Here is an 18,512-nt window from a genome sequence, read left to right as displayed (position 1 = left end):
GTTCCATCTCGATCCTGAGGACCCCGTCATGAAGATCTCCCTGCTCGGAACCGGCCGCATGGGCCACGAGCTCGCCGTCCATCTGCTGGCCGACGGCCACGAGCTCACCGTCTGGAACCGCACCCCCGCCGGCGCCGACCGCATCGTCGCCGCCGGCGCCGCGCGGGCCGACGACCCCCGATCCGCCATCGAGGGCGCCGACGTCGTGATGACCGTGCTCTTCGGTCCCGACACCGTGCGCGAGGTCGTGACCGCCGCGGATCTGCCGATCCCCGCCGAGGCGGTGTGGCTCGACGTCACGACCGTCGCCCCTGCCGACGCCGACGAGTTCCAGGCCTGGGCCGACGCCCGCGGCACCCGCTACGTGCACAGCCCGGTCGTCGGCACCCTCGCCCCCGCCCGCGCGGGCACCCTCGGCGTGCTGGTCGGCGGCGCGGAGGCGGACGTCGAGCACGTCCTGCCGCTGGTGCGGCTCTGGAGCGATCCCGAGCGGATCCGCGTGACCGGCTCGGCGGCCAAGGCGGCGGTCGGCAAGCTGATCGCCAACCTCGCCATCGCCGTCAGCCTGCAGGGGCTCGTCGAGTCGTTCCGGCTCGGGCGTGCGAACGGGGTCGACGCCGAGGAGGTGCTCGCCATGCTGGACAAGACCGGTCTCGGCTTCATGGCCGGGATGAAGGGGCCGATGATCCTCGCCGACGGATTCGCCGACACCCAGTTCTCGGCGGACCTGCTCGCCAAGGACTCACGGCTGATGCTGCACTCGTCGCCGGACCCGCTGCCCGCGGTGACCGCGATGCTGGAGACGCTGACCCGGGTGCAGCGCGAGGGCGACGGCGACAGCGACATCGCGGTGGTCGTCCGCGCCGAGCTCTCCTAGGCGGCACGGTTACTCTGATCTCCGCCCGGGCGCCCGCCTCCGGCCGCCCGGCGAGGACGACGACGTCGACGAAGGACACCGCTATGAGAGCAGCAGCACCATGACCGCGGTCGAGCGGGCCGCGGGCACGGAGCCTCCGGCACCGGGGGCAGGATTCTCCGTGCCGAGGACGGTCGACGGCGAGCGCCTGGTCGCGCTCTTCACCTCGCTCGTCGAGCCGCTCGCGCGGGCGCTGCCGACCTCGACCGAGGTGGTGCTGCACGATCTCAGCCTGGTGCCGAACTCGATCGTCGCCATCCACGGCGACGTCACCGGCCGCCGTATCGGCGATCCGCCGACCGACGTGCTGCTCGAGCAGGCCGCCCGCGGCTTCGACGACTACAACCTCAACTACGAGTCGACGCTGCCCAACGGCAACCGCATGCGCTCCTCGACGCTGATCATCCGCGACATCGCCGGCCACCCGGTCGCCGCGCTGTGCGTGCACACCGACATCTCGGCCTGGCTGTCCATCCAGTCGCTCGTGACGCAGATGGTGGCCGGATCAGGAGCGCCCGCCGCGGTGCCCGACCGCGGCGAGACCTTCGTGAAGGACGTGGACGAGCTGGCCGCGCTGCTGGTCAGCCAGGCGATCGCGGCCGCCGGGGTGCCGGTCTCCGCGATGAAGAAGAAGCACAAGGTCGGTGTCGTGCTCGAGCTGAAGCACCGCGGCTTCTTCATGCTCCGCGACGCGGTCGACATGATCTCCGAGTCGCTCGCGGTGACCCGGTTCACGATCTACAACTACCTCAACGAGATCGCGGCGGAGGAGCCGGTCGTCTCCGACTGACCCTCCGCCAGCCGCATCGTGCCGCCCGCCCGGGCGGCGAACGCCCGTGCCGTCGCCGCGATCGTGCGCCGCATGACCCGCACCGCCGCCGTCGGCGCGAGGTCGGCCGGGCGGGCGAGGCTGATCGTCCTGCTGAGAGTCGGCTCCTCCAGCCGGATCGAGCGCAGTCCGGGGCGGCCCTGCAGCACCATCGCCGGGACGATCGCGACCCCCAGACCGCGCTCGGCGAAGCGCAGCACCGCGTCCATCTCGGCGCCCTCCAGCACGACGTCGGGCACGAGCCCTGCGGCGGAGAACGCGGCGTCGGTCGTGCGGCGCAGGTCGTAGCTGGTGTTGAAGACGATCTGCGGGAGGCGGGCGACGGCCGGCAGATCGATCGCGTCGCCGTCCCTCAGCGCGGGCTCGGCCGCGGAGGAGACCACCACCAGCTCCTCGACGAGCAGCGGCGTCACGGAGAAGGCGCCCACGGCCGCCGCCGTCGAGGTCGTGACCAGCGCGAGGTCGAGCTCGCCGCGCGCGAGCCGGTCGAAGAGGCTGCGCGAGCCGTCCTCGGCCAGGTGCAGCTCGATGGCCGGGTGCGCTGCGTGGAAGGCGTGCAGCACCTCCGCGACGAGGCTGATGCAGAGGGTGGGCGTCGCGCCGAAGCGCACCCGGCCGCGCTCGAGACCGGCGAGCTCGGCCAGCTCGCGGCGCACCGACTCGGCGTCGGCGAGCATGCGGCGCGCGAGCGGCAGCAGCAGCTCGCCGGCCGAGGTGAGGGTGCTGCCGGAGCGCGCGCGGTGGAACAGCTCGGAGCCGAGGTCCTGCTCCAGCGCGGAGATCTGGCGGCTCAGCGAGGGCTGCGCGAGATGCAGCTCCTCCGCGGCGCGGGTGAAGCTGCCGAGGCGCGCGACCTCGACGAAGCCGGACAGCTGCTCGAAGTTCATGCCCATAGCGTAAGCGCATGCCGAGCCCCAGCTTTATGCATTGGAGTAATAGAAGCGCCGTGCCTAGCGTGGAGTCATGACCACTTCAGCACCCACTGCCACGGCGGAGCGCCGGATCTCCACCTCCGTCCTCGTCATCGGCACCGGCGGCTCGGGCCTCCGCGCCGCGATCGAGCTGGCCGAGGCCGGCGTCGACGTCCTCGCGCTGGGCAAGCGCTCGAAGTCGGACGCCCACACCTCGCTCGCCGCCGGCGGCATCAACGCGGCCCTCGCGACGATGGACCCCGACGACAGCTGGCAGCAGCACGCGGCCGACACCATCACCGAGTCCTACCTGCTCGCCAACCCGCGCACCGTCGAGATCGTCACGTCCAACGCCGCCCGCGGCATCCAGGACCTCGAGCGCTACGGCATGCCGTTCGCCCGCGAGGACGACGGCCGCATCTCGCAGCGCTTCTTCGGCGCGCACACCTACCGCCGCACCGCCTTCGCCGGCGACTACACCGGCCTCGAGATCCAGCGCACGCTGGTCAACCGGGCGGCGCAGCTCGAGATCCCGATCCTGGACACCGTCTACGTCACCCGGATCCTCGTCAACGAGGACGGCGCCGTCTTCGGCGCGTACGGCTTCGACCTCGTCGACGGCACCCGCTACCTCATCCACGCCGACGCGGTGATCCTGGCCGCCGGCGGGCACAACCGGATCTGGCGCCGCACCTCCTCGCGCCGCGACGAGAACACGGGTGACTCGTTCCGCCTGGCCGTCGAGGCCGGCGGCCGCCTGCGCGACCCCGAGCTGGTGCAGTTCCACCCGTCGGGCATCATCGAGCCCGAGAACGCGGGCGGCACGCTGATCTCCGAGGCGGCGCGCGGCGAGGGCGGCATCCTCCGCAACGGCCTCGGCGAGCGCTTCATGCACAAGTACGACCCGGAGCGCCTCGAGCTCTCGACCCGCGACCGCGTCGCACTCGCCTGCTACACCGAGATCAAGGAGGGCCGCGGCACGCCGAACGGCGGCGTCTGGCTCGATGTCTCGCACCTCCCGCGCGAGACGATCATGACCCGGCTCCCCCGCGTCTACCAGACGATGCTCGAGCTGCAGATGCTCGACATCACGAAGGACCCGATCGAGATTGCGCCGACGGCGCACTACTCGATGGGCGGCGTCTGGGTCCGCTCGGACGACCACAGCACCGACGTCCCCGGCCTCTACGCCATCGGCGAAGCCTCCAGCGGTCTGCACGGAGCGAACCGCCTGGGCGGCAACTCGCTGATCGAGCTGCTCGTCTTCGGCCGGATCGTCGGCCGGGCGGCGGCGGAGTACTCCGCATCGCTGACCGCGCAGACCCGCTCCGCAGCGTCGGTGCAGGTCGCCCGCGACGAGATCGCGGACCTGCTCGCCGCCGACGGCGAGGAGAACGTGCGGGCCCTGCAGCGCGCGATCCGCAACACCATGACCGAGCACGCCGGCGTCGTGCGCGACGAGGCGGGCCTGCTCGCCGGTCTCGCCGAGCTGGACGCGATCGAGGCGCGCATCGCCGACATCGGCATCCACCCGGACATCGCCGGCTTCCAGGACCTGGCGCACGCCTTCGACCTGAAGTCCGCCGCGATGGCCGCCCGGGCCACGCTCGAGGCCGCGCTGGAGCGCCGCGAGAGCCGCGGCTGCCACAACCGCAGCGACTACCCCGAGATCGACCCGGCGCTGCAGGTGAACCTGGTCTGGTCGCCGGCCACCGGCATCACCCGCGAGGAGATCCCCGCGGTCCCGGAGGAGATCCAGGCGCTGATCCGCGAGGTCGCGACCGCGGGCAAGCTGCTCGAGTAGCGGCACGGTTCGCGCTCAGCGCGCACGACGACGCCGGCCCGGGAGAACCCGGGCCGGCGTCGTGTCGTTCCGCATCCGATCAGGCGCGGCTGCGGGCGCGTCCGCCGAAGCGGGTGTAGAGGAACAGCACGATGATCGCGCCGATGATGGAGCCGATGATGCCGGCCGGCTGGAGGAAGCCCTCCATCGGGTCGTGCTGGAAGATCAGGAAGCCGAGGAAGCCGCCGACGAAGGATCCGACGATCCCCAGCACGATGGTCATCAGGATGCTGATGTTCTGCCGTCCCGGCACGATGAGGCGGGCGAGAGCGCCGGCGATGAGGCCGACGACGATGAGGCTGATGATGAGTCCGAGCACGGGTGTCACCTTCCGGTCGAGCACGGCGGGCCGTGCGGTGGGGCTCTGCGGTCGCTGAGCCGATGGCCCACCCAAGCAGGGGCGGAGGGGTGGCCGGTACACCCCTGGGGGTGTAGTCGCGGAGCCCGCCGGCACGGTACGGTCCGTGGATGGACAGAGCATGGATGGACAGAGCATGCCGGCGCCCCTGACCGTCGCCCTGGTCGACGACTACGACGTCGTCCTCAAGGGCCTCGCGCACATGTTCGACCACTACCGCGACCGCGTCGTCGTGGCCGAGATCGACGCGAACGCGGCGCTCTCCGACCGCATCGACATCGTGCTCTACGACTCGTTCGCCCAGCCGGAGTCGGATCTGCAGGAGCTCGCCGACCTCGTCCGCAACCCGCGCGCCGAGCACGTCGTCGTCTACACCTGGAACTTCCACCCGGACCTCGTCCACGACGCGCTGGAGCAGGGCGTGCGCGGCTACCTCTCCAAGACCCTCCCCGCCCGCGAGCTCGTCGCCGCCCTCGAGGCCGTGCGGAACGGCGACCTCGTCGTCAGTGAGCCGCCCCGCCGCGCGGGCACCGCCCCCGGCCTCGACTGGCCCGGCCGCCACGAGGGCATCACCGACCGCGAGTCCGAGATCCTGGCCCTGATCACCCAGGGCAAGAGCAACGCCGACGTCGCCGCCCTCACTTACCTCAGCCCCAACACGGTGAAGTCCTACATCCGCAGCGTCTACGGCAAGATCGGCGCCTCCAGCCGCACCCAGGCCGTCCTCTGGGGCGTCGAGCACGGCTTCACCCCCGACCACCACCGCATCGACCACTGGCTCGGCGGCCCGTGAGCCCGCGGCCTCCGCTCCTCGCCACGGCCCTCGGCGTCGCGCTCCTGCTGAGCGGATGCGCGTCCGCGCCCGCCCCCGAGTCGCGGGCCCCCGAGGGCGATCCGATCGCCGCGGCGCGAGCACTCCCCGACGCGGGCGGCATCGTGAGCATCGGCGACGCGACCGGCACCTGCGGCGAGTACGTCCTCGAGCAGGGCGAGGAGCTCCCCGCCGAGGCCGGCGCCTGCCTCGTGGACGCGTCCGCCCGCGGGGAGGCTGCCGAACTGGCCTGGAGCACGCCGACCTCCGAGGGCGACCCCATCGTCTCCTTCGCCTTCGTCGGCGGCACCGCGACCCGGCTGCTCGTCTACACGACGCACGCCTTCGACCGGCACAGCGGCCTCGAGGAGCCGCTCAGCCCCGGCGAGAGCTGGACCGGCCACGCCTGCGACGACCCGGCCGACCTGCTCGGCACCGGCGACTGCGACCCCCTCGTCGAGGGCTGAGTCGACCGCCCTTGCGCGCTGCAGCCCCGATATGGTCCGGTGGCCGAATGGACTTCTTCCCGCCTGCCGTGAGCCTGGACGCGGACGACGCGCTGCTCCAGGCGCTCTGCACGACCTCCGAACTGGACGAGGACGGCGAGGTCGTCGCCGTCGGAGACCGGATCCGGCGGCTCGCCGTCCCCCACCGCGGCGGCTACTTCGGCGGCGACCTCGACGAGACTCCGTGGATGCTCGACCGCTACGGCGATGCGGTCGGCACCGCCGACACCGTCTGGATCGAGGGTGTCGTGATCTCCGTCGCAGCGATCCGCACCCGGCTGACGCAGCTCGCCGACGGCACCTTCACGGCCCGTCCCGGCTCCGCGGTCCTCGAGCCGCTGCGCTCGACCGCGGACACCCGCAGGCCGACCCCCGAGATCGACTGGCAGCCGCACTCAGAGCCCGACGCGGACGGGACGGCGTACGCGATGGGCTTCGCCCGGCAGAACGAGGGCGACGAGGAGCTGTCCGGCTGGCTCTTCACCGTGCGGACCGATCCGGGGTGACCCGATCGATCTCCGGCTCGGGGATCGACGCACCCCTCCTCGGCGGGGGTCTTCTAGCCTGGTAGGAGAGGAGGTCGACATGTCCGAAGCCAGGGATCGCGCCGCCCGCTACGCCGCGGAGCGCGCGGCCGGCGGCCGTCCGGAGACCGGCGACGAGAGCACCGGCGCATTGCCCGAGAACGCGGAGGACCGCGCCGCGTTCATCGAGACGTCGATCCAGCAGGCGATCCGCCGCGGCGAGTTCGACGGCCTCCCCGGCGCCGGGAAGCCGCTGGAGGGCCTCGGCGAGCACCACGACCCGGACTGGTGGATCCGCCGCAAGATCGAGCGCGAGAACCTCACCGGCATCGGCCCGGCCGCGTTCCTGCTCCGCGCCGAGGACCGGCGGCTGGACGAGCAGCTGGACCGGCTGATGCGCGAGTCCGAGGTGCGGGCGGTGCTCGCCGACTTCAACAAGCGCGTCGTCGAGGCGCGCCGCCAGCTGCTCGGCGGCCCGCCCGTGGTGACGCCGCTCCGCGACATCGACGCGGAGGTCTCCGCCTGGACCGAGCGCCGGAACGCCCGGTTCGCGGCGCCGGAGCCGCAAGAGCCCGCGCGGCCCCGCCGCCGGTGGTGGCGCCGGCGCTGACCGCTCCGCGCACGAGCACACCGATCCGCATCACTATGCTGGGAAACTCCGCGAGGGAGGGTCGGATGAAGGTTCCGCGCACCGCGACGACCCGCGTCGTCACCGAGATCAACCGGACGGCGATCGTCGACGCCCTCCGCCTGCACGGCCCCTCCTCCCGCAGCGCCATCGCCCGGCACACCGGCCTCAGCCCCGCCACGGTCGAGCGGCTCTGCTCGGCCCTGCTCGGCGAGGGCGTCATCGTGCTCGACGGCCGCGAGCGCTCCTCCGGCGGCCGGCCGTCCTCGCTCTACCGCTACGCCGGCGACGCCCGCGTGGTCGCCGCGATCGAGGTGTCCGAGGCGCAGGCGCACGGCCGCCTCGTCGACTTCGACGGCAAGACCGTGCGCGACGAGGTCCTCGCCTTCGACCTCGCCGGCGACGGCACCGACGCCGACCAGCGCCTCGCCGGCACCATCGCGATGGTCGACCTGCTGACGGCCGCGTCCCAGCGGATCCGCAAGCCCTGCGCCGGGGTCGGCGTCACCATCCCGGGCATCGTGCACGGTCCGGAGGGGCGGGTCACCAACACCATCGAGCTCGGCTGGAGCGACGTGATGCTCGGCAGCATCCTCAAGGCCCGCGTCGGCGTGCCCGTGCTGGTCGAGAACGACGCCAACGCCATCGGCTTCGGCGAGTGGTCGCGCGGCGCCGGCCGCGGCGCGCAGAGCCTCGCCACCTACGTCCTCGGCGTCGGAGTCGGCGCCGGCATCGTGCACGACGGCGCGCTGCTGCGCGGCTCGCGCTCGGCCGCGGGCGAGATCGGCTACCTGGTCACCGAGCGCTCGCACCTGGAGCGCCCGTACACGACCCAGGGCGACCTGGAGTCGCGGATCGCGGGGATCAGCCGCAGCTACGCCCGCGAGCACGCGGCCGACGCGGCGAACGCGCTCGGCGCCCTGCTCGACGCGGCGGCGGCCGGCGAGGAGGCCGCGCGGGCGCCGGCGGCCGAGGTGTTCGACTACATCGGCCTGTCCTGCATCGCGCTCTGCACCGTGCTCGACCCCGAGCTGATCGTGCTGGCCGGCCACCTCTCGCGCCAGCCCGACTACGCGATCCAGGAGGTGACGCGCCGCCTGGTCGGCCGGATCACCATCCCGCCGCGGATCGCGACCGCCGAGCTGGGCACCGACGCGGCGCTCGTCGGCGTCGCGCAGCTGATCATCGCCCGCTCGCGGACGGCGACCTACCTCAGCTGAGGGCCCGGTTCAGCCCAGGTCGCGTCCCAGCAGCGCGGCCGCCTCGCGGTCGAGCAGCACCGTGACGTCCGGGTGCCCCTGCAGCGCCGAGGCCGGGCAGTCGACGTCGACCGGGCCGAGCAGCGCACGCGCGACGGCGTCCGCCTTGGCCGCGCCCGAGGCGAGCAGCACCAGCGAGCGCGCGGCGAGGATCGTCGCGATCCCCTGCGTGATCGCCGACTCCGGCACCTGCTCGAGGCGTCCGTCGAAGAAGCGGGCGTTCGCCTCCCGGGTGCTCCGCTCGAGCCGGACGACGTGCGTGCCGACGTCGTGCGGGGTGCCGGGCTCGTTGAAGCCGATGTGCCCGTTGCCGCCGATGCCGAGGATCTGCAGCGCGACACCGCCGGCCGCCCGGATCGCGGCGTCGTAGTCGCGCCCCGCCTGCTCGCCGTCCGCGCGAGTGCCGTCGGGGACGTGCACGGAGCCCATCCGCAGCGGGAGCCGGACCTCGCGATCGAGGACGGCGCGGTAGCTCTCGGGGTGGCCCGGGGCGATGCCGACGTACTCGTCGAGCGCGAAGGCGCTCACTCCGGAGAAGTCGATCCGGCCCGCGGCGACGCGGCCGGCGAGCTCGCGGTAGAGCAGCGAGGGCGTCGAGCCGGTGGCGACGCCGAGCACCGCGGCCGGGTCGCGGAGGACGCGCTCGGCGACGAGGCCGGCGGCGGCGCGCGAGGCCTCGGCGAAGGAGTCGAAGACGCGGACCGTGATGCCGGGCGCGAAGGCGGTGGCGCCGGAGGTGCCGGTGAGGCTCACGAGGCCACCTCCGAGAGGGTGCGGTCGGCCGCGGCGAGCGCGCGGGCGTGCGCCAGCGCGCCGACCACCGGCGGGCGCCGCACGACGACGAACTCCAGCTGCGGGGCCTCCTCGGCCAGCCGCTCGCGGATCCGCTGCTCGTAGGAGGGCTGGTTGACGATCACGCCGCCGCCCGCCACCACGAGCGAGCCCATCGCGCCGCGGCGCACGAGCGAGGCGACACCGGCCGCGAGCGCCTGTGCGGCGTCCTCGACGATCCGCGCGGCGAGGGCCGATCCGCCGGCCGCCTCCTCGAAGACGAGCGGAGCGTAGGCGCCCCAGGACGCCCCGCCGGCGAGGCGCGTCGCCTCCGCGGCGAGGGTCGCGGCGTCGCTCGCGCCGAACGCGGCGAGGACGGCGCCGATCAGCGGGTCGTCGATCTCCCCGCGATCGCACGCGACGAGGGTCTCCCGCAGCGCCGTCGAGACGAGGTCGTGCGCGCTGCCGCGATCGCCGAGCGGCCAGCCGTGGCCGTCGACGGTGATCCGGACGCCCTCCGCCGTCGTCCCGCAGATCACGGCGCCGGTGCCGACGATCATCTGGATGCAGTGCCCCTCCTGCTCCGCGAAGCCCAGCAGCTCGGCGTCGTTGACGACCGTGACGGGCCGGCCGAGGCGGAGGGAGAGCGTCGTCGTCGCCTCGCGCATCTGCCCGGGGGTGTCGCAGCCGTGCACACCGAGGACCACCACGGCGTCCTCGGCGAGCGGGCGGAGGCGCAGCAGCACCTCGGCCAGCCGCGGCAGGTTCTCGGGGTCGGCGAAGAGCTCGCCCGAGCGCCAGGCGCTCGAGGGCAGGACCAGATCCGCCTCCGCTCCGTCCGTGTCGAGGAGGCGGACGTGGGTCTTGGTCCCGCCCACGTCGACACCGACGAGACGGGCTGCGGCGTGCGGAGGATTTTGCGTCACAGTGGCATGAAAGCATCTCTCGGCCAGCAGGACAAGGCGGCCGGCGCGAGACAACGCCCCTCGCACACCTCCGCGTTACGGCGCTGTTTCCGCGAGTTACGGCCCGATCACGACTTCCGGCCCCGTCAAGATTCTTGTTGACCTATATGGGTCGTATTGATAAGAAAGCACTACCGCCTCGACGACGAAGCGCCCGCGCCTCGTCGACTGACAGACACATGAAAGGTGTTCCGTTGAAGAAGACAGCACGCGCCACCCTGGCGCTCCTCGGCACGGGAGTGCTGATCGCTTCTCTCGCCGGGTGCGCGAACGGCTCCTCCGGAGCCGGCGCCTCCGACCCGCTCCAGTTCGTCCTCTCCGGCGACGGAACCCAGGGCGGCGGCTACCAGAAGATGGCCGATCTCTACCAGGAGCAGACCGGTGTCGAGGTCGAGATCGTCGACGTCCCGGGCGACGACCTCACGACGCGACTGCGCAACAGCGCGCAGGCGAACGACCTGCCGGCCCTCGCCGCGGCGGCCAACGTCGACCCGCTGTGGAAGGACCAGATCCTGGACCTGTCGCAGATCGCGACCGACCAGGACATCCTGCCGCTGCTCGCCGTGCCCGACCCCGAGGACGGCAAGGTCAAGGCGCTGCCCACCAGCCTCACCTCCGTCGGCATGTTCATCAACAAGTCGCTCTTCGACGAGGCGGGCGTCTCCTACCCCACCGACGCGACGCAGAGCTGGACCTGGGACGAGTTCGTCGCCAAGTCCGAGGAGGTCCAGGCGGCCACCGGCGCGCAGTACGGCATGGTGATGGACAACTCCGCGCACCGCCTGCGCTCCTTCCTCTACGAGTTCGGCAGCGAGGGCATCGTCGACGACAACGGCACCTTCACCGCCAACGACGAGACCAAGACGGCGCTGGAGTACTTCAAGAAGCTCAACGACGACGGCTTCATGCCCAAGTCGGTCTGGACCGCGGGCGAGGACGCCAGCGCGACCTTCAAGAGCGGCCAGGTCGTCTCCTACTACTCCGGCGTCTGGCAGATCGCGGACTTCCAGTCCAACATCACCGAGTTCGAGTGGGCCTCGGTGCCGACCCCGCAGCAGCCCGTCAAGGCGACCAACTACGGCGCCGCCTCGTGGATCGTCGCCTTCGACGGCACCGGCCAGGAGGAGGAGGCCCAGAAGTTCATCGACTGGCTCTACCAGCCCGAGCAGTACTCCGCGTACTGCGAGATCGCCGGCTGCCTGCCCGCCGTCACCGGCCTCGAGATGAACTACCCGGCCAACCAGGACGCGTTCGCGCTCTACAACGCCGAGATCGCCGCCTCGCCCGCGGTCTCCTCGCTGCAGACCGTCGACCAGCTGATCGGCGGCTACGAGGGCAAGTTCCTCCAGTCGGAGCCGCTCAAGGACGAGACGATCAAGTACCTCAACGACCAGCAGAGCGTCGACGAGACCATCGACAACATCCTGTCGACGACCCAGGCCGCCCTCGGCGAGTAGGTCCCCCACCGGGCGGTGCGGGGTCCTCCCCGCACCGCCCTCCCCCTCGCAGGACCACCCGATCAGGAGAGCACCATGACCGTCCAGCCGCTCGTCACGCCGTCCTCGCCACCGGAGGCGGTCCTCACGGTCCCCGGCGCGGGTCGCGGATCGAAGGGCTCGCGCAAGCGCCCCGTGCGCCGCCCCCGCTACGTCGTCAGCACCGTCCTGCTGACGGTCGGCGTCGCGATCCTCTTCGCCCTCTTCTTCGTCTGGCCCGGCGCGCTCGGCGTGATGTACTCCTTCACCTCGTACCGGGGCTTCGGCGACATCGAGTTCGTCGGCCTCGACAACTACACGGCGCTCGCGCAGGACCCGGTCTTCTACGCCGCGGTCGGCCGCACGCTCGTCTACGCGCTGTTCTCGGTCCCGTTCGCCTGCGGCCTCTCGCTGCTGATGGCCGTCGCGCTGAACAACGCGCGGGCCAAGGGCAAGATCGGTGCCCGCATCATCTTCTTCCTGCCCTGGCTGGTCTCCCCCATCGTCGCGGGCGTCATCTGGCGCTGGATGTTCGGCGAGAGCTTCGGCTTCGTCAACTTCGCCATCACCTCGCTCGGCGGCGGCGCCGTGCCGTGGTCCTCGAACGCCGACCTCTCGCTCTTCGTCGTCATCCTCGCCTCCGCCTGGGGCGGCGCGGCGTTCAACATGCTGCTGTTCATCGCGGCGCTGAACAACGTGCCGACCTCGCACTACGAGGCGGCCGAGCTCGACGGCGCGAACCCCTGGCAGCGCTTCGTCTCGATCACCCTCCCCGGCATCGCGCCGACCACGCTGCTCGTGGTCCTGCTCTCGACGCTCGGGCACATGAAGGAGTTCGCGATGATCCAGGCCCTCAACAACGGCGGCCCGGGCACCGAGAACCAGCTCATCGTCCAGTACATCTTCCAGACCGGATTCGCGCAGTCGAACGTCGGCTACGCCAGCGCCGCCTCGATGGTGCTGCTGGTGATCCTGCTGATCATCGCCGCCATCCAGCTCGCCATCAGCAAGAGGAGCCAGGCATGGTGACCACGACCCCCGCCCCCGCACGCACGACGCGCTCCCGGCGTACGCCCGCCGCGCCCGCGCTGATGACCCGGAAGAAGACCGGCGAGTTCCGCCGCTCGATCGGCCCGACCGCCATGCTCTGGGCGATCGCGATCCTCACGCTCTTCCCGCTGCTCTGGTTCCTGCTCAGCTCGTTCAAGGGCGGCGGCGACCTCTTCACCTACCCGCTCTCGCTGCTGCCGCGCGAGTGGACCCTCGACGGCTACCAGCGCGCGCTGGAGCGGGTCGACTTCCTCCGCTACTTCTCGAACACCTTCGTGGTCGCGTCGCTGACCACGCTGCTCACCGTCTTCTTCAGCGCGACGACCGGCTACGCGCTGGCCAAGTACAAGTCGCCGTGGCTGAGCGTGCTCGCGCTCTGCATCCTCGCGACGACGATGCTGCCCGGCGAGGTCATCCTCAACCCGGTCTTCACCGTGGTCCGCGACCTGGGCATGTACAACACGCTGATGGGCATCATCATGCCGTCGATCCTCACGCCCACCGGCGTCTTCATGTTCCGGCAGTTCTTCATCACGGTGCCGGACGAGCTGCTCGACGCCGCCCGGATCGACGGGGCGCGCGAGCTCTCGATCTTCTTCCGGATCATGCTGCCGCTGTCGAAGCCGATCATCCTGACGCTGTCGATCATCTCGTTCCAGTGGCGCTGGAACGACTACATCTTCCCGCTGATCATCCTCAGCGACCCGAAGAACTTCACTCTGCAGATCGCGCTGCGCCAGCTGATCGGCGCGCAGAACATCGACTGGGCGATCCTGCTCTCCGCCTCGGTGCTCTCGATGCTGCCGCTGGTGGCGATCTACCTGGTGTTCCAGAAGTACATCACCGGGTCCGACATCAATGCGGGGCTGCGCGACTAGTCATGCACCACGACGACCTGAAGGCCGCCGCCCGCGTCGACCGCTTCCTCGCCGAGCGCCTGCCCCTCGCGGCGACGGCCGAGCGGATCCCGCTCGCCGTCGCCGCGTGGACGGCGGTCGGCGAGCCGGTCGGCTTCGAGACCGCGAGCGACCCGCGGAACCACTACGAGACGATCGAGCCGGGAGCGCCGTGGGGCGCCGCCTGGGACACCACCTGGTTCCGGGTGACCGGGACGGTGCCCGCGGCCTGGGGCGACACGGGCCGGGGCGACGCGGGCGATCGGTTCCGGATCGAGCTCTCGCTCGACCTGGGCTTCGACCGCGCCAAGCCCGGCTTCCAGTGCGAGGGCCTCGCCCGCGCCGCGGACGGCCGGGTGCTCAAGGGCTTGGAACCGCGCAACCACCACGTTCCGCTCGACGCCGCCCCCGGGGAGTCGTTCCTGATCTGGGTCGAGGGTGCGTCGAACCCGGACCTCACCGGCGGGAACGACTTCGCCGGCCCGGGCGCCTTCGCCCCCACCCCCTTCGGCGACCGCGCCACCGCGCCGGCCGATCCGCTCTACCGGCTCGGCCGCTTCTCCCTCGTGCTGGTCGACACCGTCGCCGAGCGCCTCGGCCTCGAGCTGAGCGTCCTCCGCGGACTGCACGACGAGCTGTCGCCGACGGAACCGCGCCGGCACGAGATCCTCGCCGGGCTGACCCGGGCCCTGAACGCCCTCGACCCGGACGACCTCGCCGGCACCGTCGCCGAGGCGCGCGCGCTGATCGCTCCCCTGCTCGCCGCGCCGGCCGCGCACTCCGCGCACCGCATCTCGGCGACCGGCCACGCGCACATCGACTCCGCCTGGCTCTGGCCGACCCGCGAGACCGTCCGCAAGTGCGCCCGCACCTTCTCCAACGTGCTCGACCTGATGGACCGCGACCCGGACGCCGTCTTCACCTGCTCCTCCGCCCAGCAGTTCGCCTGGATGAAGGAGCACCACCCCGGGATCTTCGCCCGCATTCTCGAGCGGGTCCGCGAGGGCCGCTTCGTGCCGGTCGGCAACATGTGGGTCGAGTCCGACGTGACGATGCCCTCCGGCGAGTCGCTGGTGCGCCAGCTGCAGCAGGGGGCGCGCTTCTTCCAGGAGGAGTTCGGCGCGATCAGCGAGGTCGGCTGGCTCCCCGACTCGTTCGGCTACCCGGCCGCGCTGCCGCAGCTGCTGCGGAAGGCGGGGCTGCGCTGGTTCTTCACCCAGAAGATGTGCTGGAACGAGACCAACGCGATGCCGCACCACTCCTTCGTCTGGGAGGGGCTCGACGGCTCGCGGATCTTCACGCACTTCCCGCCGTCGAACACCTACAGCGGCGACCTCCGGCCGACCGAGCTGGCGCGCATCGTCCGGAACTTCCAGGAGCACGGGCGGGCGACGCGCTCGCTGATGCCGTTCGGCTACGGCGACGGCGGCGGCGGGCCCACCCGCGAGATGATGGCGCTCGCGCGGCTGCAGTCCGATCTCGAGGGCTCGCCGCGACTCGAGTTCTCCTCCGCCCGCGACTTCTTCGAGGCCGCGGAGGCCGAGTACGCCGACCCGCCGGTGTGGTCCGGCGAGATGTATCTCGAGTTCCACCGCGGCATCCTCACCTCGCAGGCCCGCACCAAGCAGGGCAATCGGCGCAACGAGCGGCTGCTGGCCGAGGCCGAGTACTGGGCGAGCGTCGCGGTCCTGCGCCACGGCGTCCCGTTCCCGTTCGACGAGCTCGACGCGCTCTGGCGGCGGGTGCTGCTGCTGCAGTTCCACGACATCCTCCCCGGCACCGCGATCGCCTGGGTGCACCGCGAGGCCGAGCGCACGCACGCCGAGGTGACGGAGGCGCTCGAGCGGATGATCGCCGAGCGGCTCGCGCTCGTCGTCGGGCCGGGCGAGCGGCGGATCGCGGTGAACGCGGCACCGGTCGTCGTCGGCGGGGTGCCGGCGCGGGGCGGGGCAGTCGCGGCGGCCGTCGACGGGCTCTCCGTCCGCGGGGACGGCGGGGGCTTCGTGCTCGAGTCGCCGCTGCTCACCGTCGTGGTCACGGCCACCGGGCAGCTCTCGAGCATCGTCGACCGCGCCTCCGGCCGCGAGCTGCTGCCCGCGGGCCGGGTCGGCAACCTGCTGCAGCTGCACCGCGACGAGCCCAACCAGTGGGACGCCTGGGACCTCGACGCCGCCTACCGCGGCACCGTCGTCGACCTCGTCGACGGCACGGTCGAGCTCGGCGAGGACGGCGCGAGCGTCGTCGTCCGCCGGGGCTTCGGTCGCACCGGCAGCACGGCGACCCAGACGATCGCCCTCGATCCGCGCGAGCCCGCGGTCCGGATCCGCACGGTCGTCGACTGGCACGAGCGGCGGAAGCTGCTGAAGCTCGCCTTCCCGCTCGACGTGCACGCCGAGCACTCCTCCGCCGAGACGCAGTTCGGCCACGTCCGCCGCCCCGTGCACACCAACACCAGCTGGGAGGCGGCGAAGTACGAGATCTGCGCGCACCGCTGGCTGCACGTCGGCGAGCCGGGCTTCGGCGTCGCCGTGGCCTCCGACGCGGTCTACGGCTACGACGTGCAGCGCACGATCGACGACGGCCGCGTGAGCACCGTCGTCCGCCAGTCGCTGCTGCGCGCGCCGACCTTCCCCGATCCGGAGGCGGACCAGGGCGAGCACGAGTTCCTCAGCACGCTCACGGTCGCGCCCGGCATCGCCGATGCCGTCCGCACGGGCTTCGCCGCGAGCACCGCGCCGCGCGTCGTCCTCGGCGGGTCGATCCCGGAGGCGCTCGTCGCCGTCGAGGACCCGGCCGTGGTCGTCGACACCGTCACCCTCGCGTCCGACCGCAGCGGCGACGTGATCGTGCGGCTGCACGAGGCGCTCGGCGGGCGAGTGCGCACGGCGCTCGTCGTCGCGCACCCGCTGGCCGCCGTCCGCGAGGTCGATCTGCTCGACCGCGACGCCGAGGGGACGGCGCTGCTCGACGTCACCGCCGGCAGGATCGCGCTCGAGCTGCGGCCCTTCGAGGTCGTGAGCCTCCGCCTCTCCCCCGCGTCCGCCCCTTCCCCCGAGGAGACCCCGTGATCACCGTCGACGACGCCCCCTACGCCGCCCGGCTGGTCGCGGACGCCCGCGTGCGCGGCGACGAGTTCGTCGCGCGCTCCCGGCAGCCGCTCACCGGGCTCGGCCCGCGCCCGACCATGCGCGCCATCACCTCCCTGGTCGCTCTCGCCGTCGCGGAGGGCTGCGACGGCCCGGAGTCGCGCGTCGCCGCCGCGGCGTACCTGCAGCACCTCGAAGCCCAGCAGCTCGGCAGCGGCCTGTTCTCGAGCAGCGGCAATCTCGCCTCGCCGCCCGACACGGCGTTCACGATCAACGACCTCTGCGGCTGCCTCGAGCTGCTCGACCGCTACCGACCGGCCGGCTTCGACGCGGTCCGGGACGGTCTCGCCGCCATCGCCGTCGCCGCCTCGCCCGCGATGCTGGCCGGCGGCGTGCACACGCCGAACCACCGCTGGGAGCTCGCCAGCGCGCTGGCCGCCCTCGCCGTGCACGTGCACGGCGGGCGCTCGGCGGGAGGCGCCTCCGGTGCACTCGCCGCGGCGCTGCTCGACCGCGCCGACGCCTGGCTGGCCGAGGGCGTCGACATCGACGCCGACGGGCAGTACAGCGAGCGCAGCGCCGTCTACGCCACCGAGGTCACGAACCCGAGCCTGCTGACGCTGGCGCACGACCTCGACCGGCCGGCACTGCTCGAGCCGGTGCGGCGGAACCTCCGCGCGATCGCCGGCCTGGTCGAGGACGACGGCGAGATCGAGTGCGTGCACTCCCGCCGACAGGACCAGACCATCCCGTACGACGTGGAGAACCTGCTCTCGCCCTACCGCCTGCTCGCGATCGAGGACGGCGACGCGGACGCGGCCCGGATCGTCGGCCAGATCCTCGGCCGCGCACTGCGCGAGCCGGAGCGGCACCTCGCCGAGCTGCTGCGCCGCCCGGAGATCGGCGGACTGCTGCCCGCGCCCGCGCCGATACCCGGCTCGGTGACGCGCTCCTACCCGGTCAGCCGGCTGCTCCGCCGCCGGGAGGGCGCTCTCTCGGCGTCCGTCTCGGCCGGCAGCGACTTCGCGAGCACCGGCCGGATCGGCTCCGGTCTCGCCAACTCCGCCACCCTGGTCCGCGCCCGCGCGCACGGGCTGGTCCTGCGCTCGCTGCGCGTCTCGCCCGCGTTCTTCTCGCTCGGCTGCGCGCGCCCGCAGACGCTGGAGCAGACCGAGCGCGGCGGGGTGCTCGTCGAGCGGCGCGTCTCGGGCTACTACGACACGCTCGGCGCCGACGCGCCCGCCGTCACCGCCGTCCCGGACAGCGAGGGCCGCTTCTTCTCGGTGATGGACTTCACCCGCCGCGAGCGCTTCGAGGTGGAGCTGCGGACGGAGGTGGCGGTCGAGGTCGACGAGACGGGGCTCGACGTGCGGGTCTCCTTCACCGGGCTCCAGACGCGCTACGCGCTGGAGCTCGTCGTCGACGGCGACGCGCTCGTGGAGGGCGCGGCGGCGCTCGAGGACGGCTGGTGGCTCGACGGAGCCACCGCGACCGTCGCCACCGACTCCGCCGTGCTCTCGATCGAGACCGAGCCGGGCGACGGCGTCCCGCCGGTCTTCGACGACGGCGAGATGTTCACGTACGTCGGCGGCGCCGACCGCGTGGCCGGCACCCGGATCCTCCTCGGCGGCTCCACGACCCAGCCGCGCCGCCTGCGGCTCGCGATCGCGCCCCGATGAGCTCG

Annotated in this window: 17 protein-coding genes; 13 read left to right on the top strand and 4 right to left on the bottom strand. The window is 72.5% G+C overall.

Annotation, left to right across the window (positions count from 1 at the left end; all coding sequences use genetic code 11):
* Positions 1–28: 28 nt before the first annotated feature.
* Together GTU73_RS10445 and GTU73_RS10440 are read left to right on the top strand one after the other, a co-directional pair.
* Entirely contained in the window at positions 29–877 is an 849-nt protein-coding gene (locus GTU73_RS10445) for an NAD(P)-dependent oxidoreductase (protein ID WP_160089219.1), read from the top strand.
* A 160-nt stretch (positions 878–1,037) separates the two neighbouring features.
* On the top strand, positions 1,038–1,706 hold the full coding sequence (locus GTU73_RS10440; protein WP_208543655.1) for a helix-turn-helix transcriptional regulator: 669 nt from the start codon (positions 1,038–1,040) through the stop codon (positions 1,704–1,706).
* On the opposite strand, the gene GTU73_RS10435 is transcribed toward GTU73_RS10440, so the two are convergent.
* The gene (locus GTU73_RS10435; protein WP_160089215.1) at positions 1,661–2,632 is read right to left on the bottom strand and encodes a LysR family transcriptional regulator; all 972 of its coding nucleotides are present in this window, start codon (positions 2,630–2,632) and stop codon (positions 1,661–1,663) included. The two genes, GTU73_RS10440 and GTU73_RS10435, sit on opposite strands and share 46 nt — an antisense overlap.
* A 76-nt stretch (positions 2,633–2,708) precedes the next feature.
* Here GTU73_RS10435 and GTU73_RS10430 point away from each other — a divergent pair, with 76 nt between their 5' ends.
* Entirely contained in the window at positions 2,709–4,460 is a 1,752-nt protein-coding gene (locus tag GTU73_RS10430; RefSeq protein WP_160089213.1) for an FAD-binding protein, read from the top strand.
* A gap of 79 nt (positions 4,461–4,539) precedes the next feature.
* On the opposite strand, the gene GTU73_RS10425 is transcribed toward GTU73_RS10430, so the two are convergent.
* Positions 4,540–4,818, bottom strand: a complete 279-nt coding sequence (locus tag GTU73_RS10425) for a GlsB/YeaQ/YmgE family stress response membrane protein (protein WP_123445883.1) — start codon at positions 4,816–4,818, stop codon at positions 4,540–4,542.
* Between the two features lie 175 nt (positions 4,819–4,993).
* On the opposite strand from GTU73_RS10425, the gene GTU73_RS10420 reads away from it, so the two are divergent.
* The 5 genes from GTU73_RS10420 (at position 4,994) to GTU73_RS10400 (ending at position 8,546) form a co-directional block, all read left to right on the top strand.
* Positions 4,994–5,650 carry a response regulator transcription factor gene (locus GTU73_RS10420; RefSeq protein WP_160091325.1) on the top strand — a complete coding sequence of 219 codons (657 nt, stop codon included), beginning with the start codon at positions 4,994–4,996 and terminating at the stop codon, positions 5,648–5,650.
* On the top strand, positions 5,647–6,135 hold the full coding sequence (locus GTU73_RS10415) for a hypothetical protein (RefSeq protein WP_160089211.1): 489 nt from the start codon (positions 5,647–5,649) through the stop codon (positions 6,133–6,135). Before GTU73_RS10420 ends, GTU73_RS10415 begins: the two co-directional genes overlap by 4 nt.
* Positions 6,136–6,182: 47 nt before the next feature.
* Entirely contained in the window at positions 6,183–6,680 is a 498-nt protein-coding gene (locus GTU73_RS10410; protein WP_160089209.1) for a hypothetical protein, read from the top strand.
* A gap of 79 nt (positions 6,681–6,759) precedes the next feature.
* Complete coding sequence (locus tag GTU73_RS10405; RefSeq protein WP_160089207.1) at positions 6,760–7,308, top strand: DUF1992 domain-containing protein; 549 nt, start codon at positions 6,760–6,762, stop codon at positions 7,306–7,308.
* 65 nt (positions 7,309–7,373) lie between these two features.
* Complete coding sequence (locus GTU73_RS10400) at positions 7,374–8,546, top strand: ROK family transcriptional regulator (RefSeq protein ID WP_160089205.1); 1,173 nt, start codon at positions 7,374–7,376, stop codon at positions 8,544–8,546.
* Positions 8,547–8,555: 9 nt separating this feature from the next.
* Here the strand turns inward: GTU73_RS10400 and GTU73_RS10395 are convergent, their stop codons facing one another.
* Together GTU73_RS10395 and GTU73_RS10390 are read right to left on the bottom strand one after the other, a co-directional pair.
* Positions 8,556–9,338, bottom strand: coding sequence for a glucosamine-6-phosphate deaminase (locus tag GTU73_RS10395; protein WP_244231598.1), 783 nt, complete (start codon positions 9,336–9,338; stop codon positions 8,556–8,558).
* Entirely contained in the window at positions 9,335–10,282 is a 948-nt protein-coding gene (locus tag GTU73_RS10390; RefSeq protein WP_160089203.1) for a BadF/BadG/BcrA/BcrD ATPase family protein, read from the bottom strand. Before GTU73_RS10390 ends, GTU73_RS10395 begins: the two co-directional genes overlap by 4 nt.
* 233 nt (positions 10,283–10,515) lie before the next feature.
* Between GTU73_RS10390 and GTU73_RS10385 the strand changes: the two genes are divergently transcribed.
* The 5 genes from GTU73_RS10385 to GTU73_RS10365 all read left to right on the top strand — a co-directional run bounded on the left by GTU73_RS10385 (position 10,516) and on the right by GTU73_RS10365 (position 18,507).
* Complete coding sequence (locus GTU73_RS10385) at positions 10,516–11,778, top strand: extracellular solute-binding protein (RefSeq protein WP_244231597.1); 1,263 nt, start codon at positions 10,516–10,518, stop codon at positions 11,776–11,778.
* Positions 11,779–11,853: 75 nt separating this feature from the next.
* The gene (locus tag GTU73_RS10380; RefSeq protein WP_160089199.1) at positions 11,854–12,825 is read left to right on the top strand and encodes a sugar ABC transporter permease; all 972 of its coding nucleotides are present in this window, start codon (positions 11,854–11,856) and stop codon (positions 12,823–12,825) included.
* The gene (locus GTU73_RS10375; RefSeq protein WP_244231596.1) at positions 12,819–13,724 is read left to right on the top strand and encodes a carbohydrate ABC transporter permease; all 906 of its coding nucleotides are present in this window, start codon (positions 12,819–12,821) and stop codon (positions 13,722–13,724) included. The genes GTU73_RS10380 and GTU73_RS10375 overlap by 7 nt, the downstream gene beginning before the upstream one ends.
* A gap of 2 nt (positions 13,725–13,726) precedes the next feature.
* Positions 13,727–16,810, top strand: a complete 3,084-nt coding sequence (locus tag GTU73_RS10370; RefSeq protein WP_160089197.1) for a glycoside hydrolase family 38 C-terminal domain-containing protein — start codon at positions 13,727–13,729, stop codon at positions 16,808–16,810.
* Positions 16,807–18,507: a hypothetical protein gene (locus GTU73_RS10365; RefSeq protein WP_160089195.1), complete on the top strand. Its 1,701-nt coding sequence runs from the start codon at positions 16,807–16,809 to the stop codon at positions 18,505–18,507. The genes GTU73_RS10370 and GTU73_RS10365 overlap by 4 nt, the downstream gene beginning before the upstream one ends.
* The last annotated feature ends 5 nt before the right edge of the window (positions 18,508–18,512 follow it).

Source organism: Rathayibacter sp. VKM Ac-2804 (assembly GCF_009866655.1).
Lineage (GTDB): Bacteria > Actinomycetota > Actinomycetes > Actinomycetales > Microbacteriaceae > Rathayibacter.
This window is presented reverse-complemented; position numbering and strand designations above follow the sequence as displayed.

Bases quoted from the DNA above. Each gene is read 5' to 3' on its own strand.
- GTU73_RS10400 (WP_160089205.1), top strand. From the start codon at position 7,374: ATGAAGGTTCCGCGCACCGCGACGACCCGCGTCGTCACCGAGATCAAC.
- GTU73_RS10445 (WP_160089219.1), top strand. From the start codon at position 29: ATGAAGATCTCCCTGCTCGGAACCGGCCGCATGGGCCACGAGCTCGCC.
- GTU73_RS10405 (WP_160089207.1), top strand. From the start codon at position 6,760: ATGTCCGAAGCCAGGGATCGCGCCGCCCGCTACGCCGCGGAGCGCGCG.
- GTU73_RS10430 (WP_160089213.1), top strand. From the start codon at position 2,709: ATGACCACTTCAGCACCCACTGCCACGGCGGAGCGCCGGATCTCCACC.
- GTU73_RS10375 (WP_244231596.1), top strand. From the start codon at position 12,819: ATGGTGACCACGACCCCCGCCCCCGCACGCACGACGCGCTCCCGGCGT.
- GTU73_RS10370 (WP_160089197.1), top strand. From the start codon at position 13,727: ATGCACCACGACGACCTGAAGGCCGCCGCCCGCGTCGACCGCTTCCTC.
- GTU73_RS10380 (WP_160089199.1), top strand. From the start codon at position 11,854: ATGACCGTCCAGCCGCTCGTCACGCCGTCCTCGCCACCGGAGGCGGTC.
- GTU73_RS10410 (WP_160089209.1), top strand. From the start codon at position 6,183: ATGGACTTCTTCCCGCCTGCCGTGAGCCTGGACGCGGACGACGCGCTG.
- GTU73_RS10420 (WP_160091325.1), top strand. From the start codon at position 4,994: ATGCCGGCGCCCCTGACCGTCGCCCTGGTCGACGACTACGACGTCGTC.
- GTU73_RS10435 (WP_160089215.1), bottom strand. From the start codon at position 2,632: ATGAACTTCGAGCAGCTGTCCGGCTTCGTCGAGGTCGCGCGCCTCGGC.